General features: G+C 73.1%; 3 protein-coding genes. 1 reads left to right on the top strand and 2 read right to left on the bottom strand.

All coding sequences use genetic code 11. The annotated features are described in order from the left end of the window. On the bottom strand, nucleotides 1–394 hold a 394-nt coding region (locus VR44_RS02560), incomplete at its 3' end, for a CBS domain-containing protein (RefSeq protein ID WP_045945691.1). A 186-nt stretch (nucleotides 395–580) separates the two neighbouring features. Further along, nucleotides 581–1,744 carry a site-2 protease family protein gene (locus tag VR44_RS02555; protein WP_045945690.1) on the bottom strand — a complete coding sequence of 388 codons (1,164 nt, stop codon included), beginning with the start codon at nucleotides 1,742–1,744 and terminating at the stop codon, nucleotides 581–583. 361 nt (nucleotides 1,745–2,105) lie between these two features. On the opposite strand from VR44_RS02555, the gene VR44_RS02550 reads away from it, so the two are divergent. Then, nucleotides 2,106–3,455, top strand: coding sequence for a phosphoribosyltransferase family protein (locus VR44_RS02550; RefSeq protein WP_045945689.1), 1,350 nt, complete (start codon nucleotides 2,106–2,108; stop codon nucleotides 3,453–3,455). Nucleotides 3,456–3,608: the final 153 nt, after the last annotated feature.

The following is a 3,608-nucleotide window of genomic DNA, read 5'->3' as shown; positions in this document are numbered from 1 at the left end:
CGAAGTGACCGACCTGCTCTTCCGTGAGGTGCCGGGCCAGATCGGCTTCGCTGATCATGCCGACCAGCCGGTGGTCGTCTATGACGGGGAGCCGTCGGACGCGGTGTTCCTGCATGATCTCCAGGACCTGCCCGGTGTCCGCGTCCGCCGCGACCGTGTACGGCTTGCCCTGGGCGAGCATGCCTGCCGTCATGTGGTGGGGATCCTTGCCCTTCGCCAGGCACTTCACGACGATGTCGCGGTCGGTGATGATCCCGTGGAGCCGGTCGTCCGGTCCGCAGATCGGGAGGGATCCCACCCCCAGTTCGCTCATGCGGCGCGCCGCGTCCATGAGCGTCTCGTCTTCCTGCACGCAGGACGCGCCCTTGTGCATGATCTCTCGTGCGGTCGCCACGGCCTCCTCCTCGCGCTTGAGGGCACTCGTCTGGCTTGCGCGGACACCGGCCACGGCCCGCATCCCGCATGCGGGCTGCACCCGCGAACAGCCCCGACCCTCTTCGCGTCCCCGGCGGTCCGCGTCTCCAATTCTCCGTCCCGGGGTCCGACGACGCGAGCGCTGACCGGTTACCCCGGCCCCCTCTCACGGTGCGTCGCGACGGCCGCCGGTCGGGGCGGTCATCAGCCAGGAGACGGTGCGGCTGATGTCGGAGGAAGCGAGGATGCCGACCAGGCGACCGCTGTCATCGACGACGAGGGCCCGTCTGCTCCCATCCGAGAGCATCCGCGGGAGCACGTCGACGAGCTGGTCGTCGGGGCGGATCTCGACGACCTGTGACCGGGGGACCATGACGTCCCGAGCCCTTGTCACCCCACGCAGCCCCTCGGCGACCTGGCCTGCCGCGGCGAGCGTGAGCAGCCCGGCCGGGGAGCGTCCGTCATCGCCGACGACGGGGAAAGCCGAGTGGCGGTAGCGATAACGGGGCTCCGCCAGGAGATCCGCGATGGTCAGGTCGGCCGGCACCGTGACCGGAGAGGCCGTCATGGCGTGCCGCACCGTCACACCCGTCACACCCGTCAGTACGGCCCGCACCCGCGCCTGCCGGTCTTCCGCGGTCGCCGCGGCGATCAGGAACCAGGCGATCATGGCGAGCCACACCCCGCCGGCCACGTCGCCGCGCGCGAACAGCACCAGGCCCGCCAGGAGCAGGAACCAGCCGAACCCGCGGCCCGCCGCCGACGCACCGGCCGTGGCCCGGGCGCGGTCTCCCGTCTTCCACCAGAGGAAGGCCCGCAGCAGCCGGCCACCGTCCAGCGGAGCGGCCGGGACGGAGTTGAACACCGCCAGAAGGAGGTTGATCACCGCGAGCCAGACCAGCGCCTCGCTCACCAGACCCCGCCCCGCCGTACTCTCGGCCAACCAGGCGGCCAGTGCGAAGGCCGCGCCCAGTCCCAGGCTGACCAGCGGCCCGACTCCCGCGATGCGCAGCTCGGCGGCGGGTGTGGACGCCTCGGTCCTGAGCCTGGCGACGCCGCCGAGGAGCCAGAGGACGATGTCGTCCACCGCCACCTGGTTGTGGCGGGCCACCAGTGCGTGGGCCAGTTCGTGGGCGAGGAGGGACGCGAAGAAGAGGGCCGCAGCCGCCAGGCCCACGGTCCAGTAGGCCCACCAGGCATGGCCCGGGGACACCTCGGGCAGCCGCCCCCGCGCCAGGCCCAGTGCGATGATCGTGAAGATCGCCAGGATGCTCCAGTGCACACCCACCCGGACTCCCGCGATCCGGCCCAGTACGAATGTCGGCGTCATCGTTCCTCCAACGTCATCCGCCGGCGCCTTCCGGCGCGGCGAAGACACCGCGACCGGCGCGTCCCACAGACCACCATCAGGGTAGGCAGCCGACGTCCGCGTCGATGGGGCCGACCGGGTCCTCTGCTTGCCCCCATCGGCCCCGCGCACCGCCCCGGGGAGCGGTCCGCGTGGATGACGCGCTCTTCCGGGTGCGGACCGTACTCGCCGGCAGGAGGCTGGAACCAGGGGCCTGCCGCTCTGCCCGTCATCCATGGGCCGAACCGACCCGGGCATCCGGTTCGTCCCCGGCAGCACGGCGCCCGTCGACGGGGCGGGGCTCGCACGCGGGTCCTGGCCGCGACGCGACAGGAGGCCACAGATGTCGTTCTCGGATCGCACCGCCGCCGGCAGGCTGCTGGCCGATGAGGTGGCTCGGCTCGCCCCGGCCCGGCCCGTGGTGGTCGGACTGCCCCGCGGCGGGGTGCCCGTGGCCGCGGAGGTGGCGCGCGTGCTGGGGGCACCGCTGGATGTGATCGTGGTCCGCAAACTCGGGGTGCCCTTCCAGCCCGAGGTGGCCTTCGGCGCCATCGGGGAAGGCGGCGTGCGGCTGATCGACCAGGCGACGGTACGGGCCGCCCGCCTCGGGGACCAGGACTGCGCACGGGTCGAGGAGGCCCAGAGAGCGGAACTGGAGCGGCGGCTGGCACGCTACCGCCAGGGGCGGGAACGGGTACCGCTCGCCGGGCGGACCGCGGTGATCGTGGACGACGGGATCGCCACGGGCTCGACCGCGTCCGTGGCCTGCGAGGTGGCACGCCGGCAGGGGGCCGCGCGAGTGCTCCTGGCCGTTCCCGTCGCGGCGCCGCAGGCACTGGAGCGGCTTCGGCACGAGGCCGACGCGGTGGTGTGCCTGTCGGCTCCAGCGCGCTTCTCCGCCGTGGGACAGTGGTACGAGGACTTCGCGCAGGTCGGTGACGAAGAGGTCTCAGCGCTGCTGGCCGCTGCGGCGCGAGCCGGCGCACAGCCGGCCGAACCGGTCCGGGACCCGGGGTCCGGACCGGCGGAGACGGATGACGTGATCGTGGACGCCGGTGGCACGCCCCTGCCCGGATCGTTGACCGTGCCCGGGGACGCTGCGGGCGTCGTCGTCTTCGCGCACGGCAGCGGCAGCAGCCGCCTCAGCCCCCGCAACCGCAAGGTGGCCGAGGTCCTCAACCGAGCGGGGCTTGCGACGCTCCTGTTCGACCTCCTCACCCCGGCCGAGGCGCAGGACAGGACGAAGGTCTTCGACGTTCCCCTCCTTGCCCTCCGCCTGACACAGGCAACGAGCTGGCTCCGGCCGAGGCTTCCCCTGCACGTGTGCTATTTCGGTGCGAGCACGGGCGCCGCGGCCGCGCTCGTGGCCGCGGCCGAACCTCGGTCGGACATCGTGGCGGTCGTCTCCCGGGGCGGCCGCCCGGACCTGGCACTGACCCGGCTCGAGGCAGTGCGCGCTCCGACCCTGTTGATCGTCGGCGGAGCGGACACACAGGTCCTGGAAGCGAACCGCCGGGCCGCCGCACGCCTTCACTGCGAGCACCGGATCACCGTGGTCGCCGGCGCCACGCACCTCTTCGAGGAGCCCGGAGCGCTCGACGCGGTGGCCGACACGGCGTTGAGCTGGTTCAGTCGCCACCTGGCCTCGCTGAGCCCCACGACACCGTGGTCCGACGAACGGCGCGGAGCCTGACGACCGCCTGCGGTCGTCGGCCCCCTGGGCCGACCGGGCCGTCCCCATGCCCCGGCCCGCCCTGGGACGGCTCGAGCCGGACCGACCGGGCCGGGTGACGCCCGGCGCCGGCACTAGGTCGTCTCTTTCGGATCTTGCCGGTCAAGCCCGCGT

It is taken from the genome of Streptomyces katrae (genome assembly GCF_000966975.1).
GTDB classification, from domain to species: Bacteria; Actinomycetota; Actinomycetes; order Streptomycetales; family Streptomycetaceae; genus Streptomyces; species Streptomyces katrae.
The sequence above is the reverse complement of the archived record's forward strand: the minus strand, read 5'-3'. Positions and strand labels throughout refer to the sequence as shown.

Bases quoted from the DNA above. Each gene is read 5' to 3' on its own strand.
- VR44_RS02550 (WP_045945689.1), top strand. From the start codon at position 2,106: ATGTCGTTCTCGGATCGCACCGCCGCCGGCAGGCTGCTGGCCGATGAG.
- VR44_RS02555 (WP_045945690.1), bottom strand. From the start codon at position 1,744: ATGACGCCGACATTCGTACTGGGCCGGATCGCGGGAGTCCGGGTGGGT.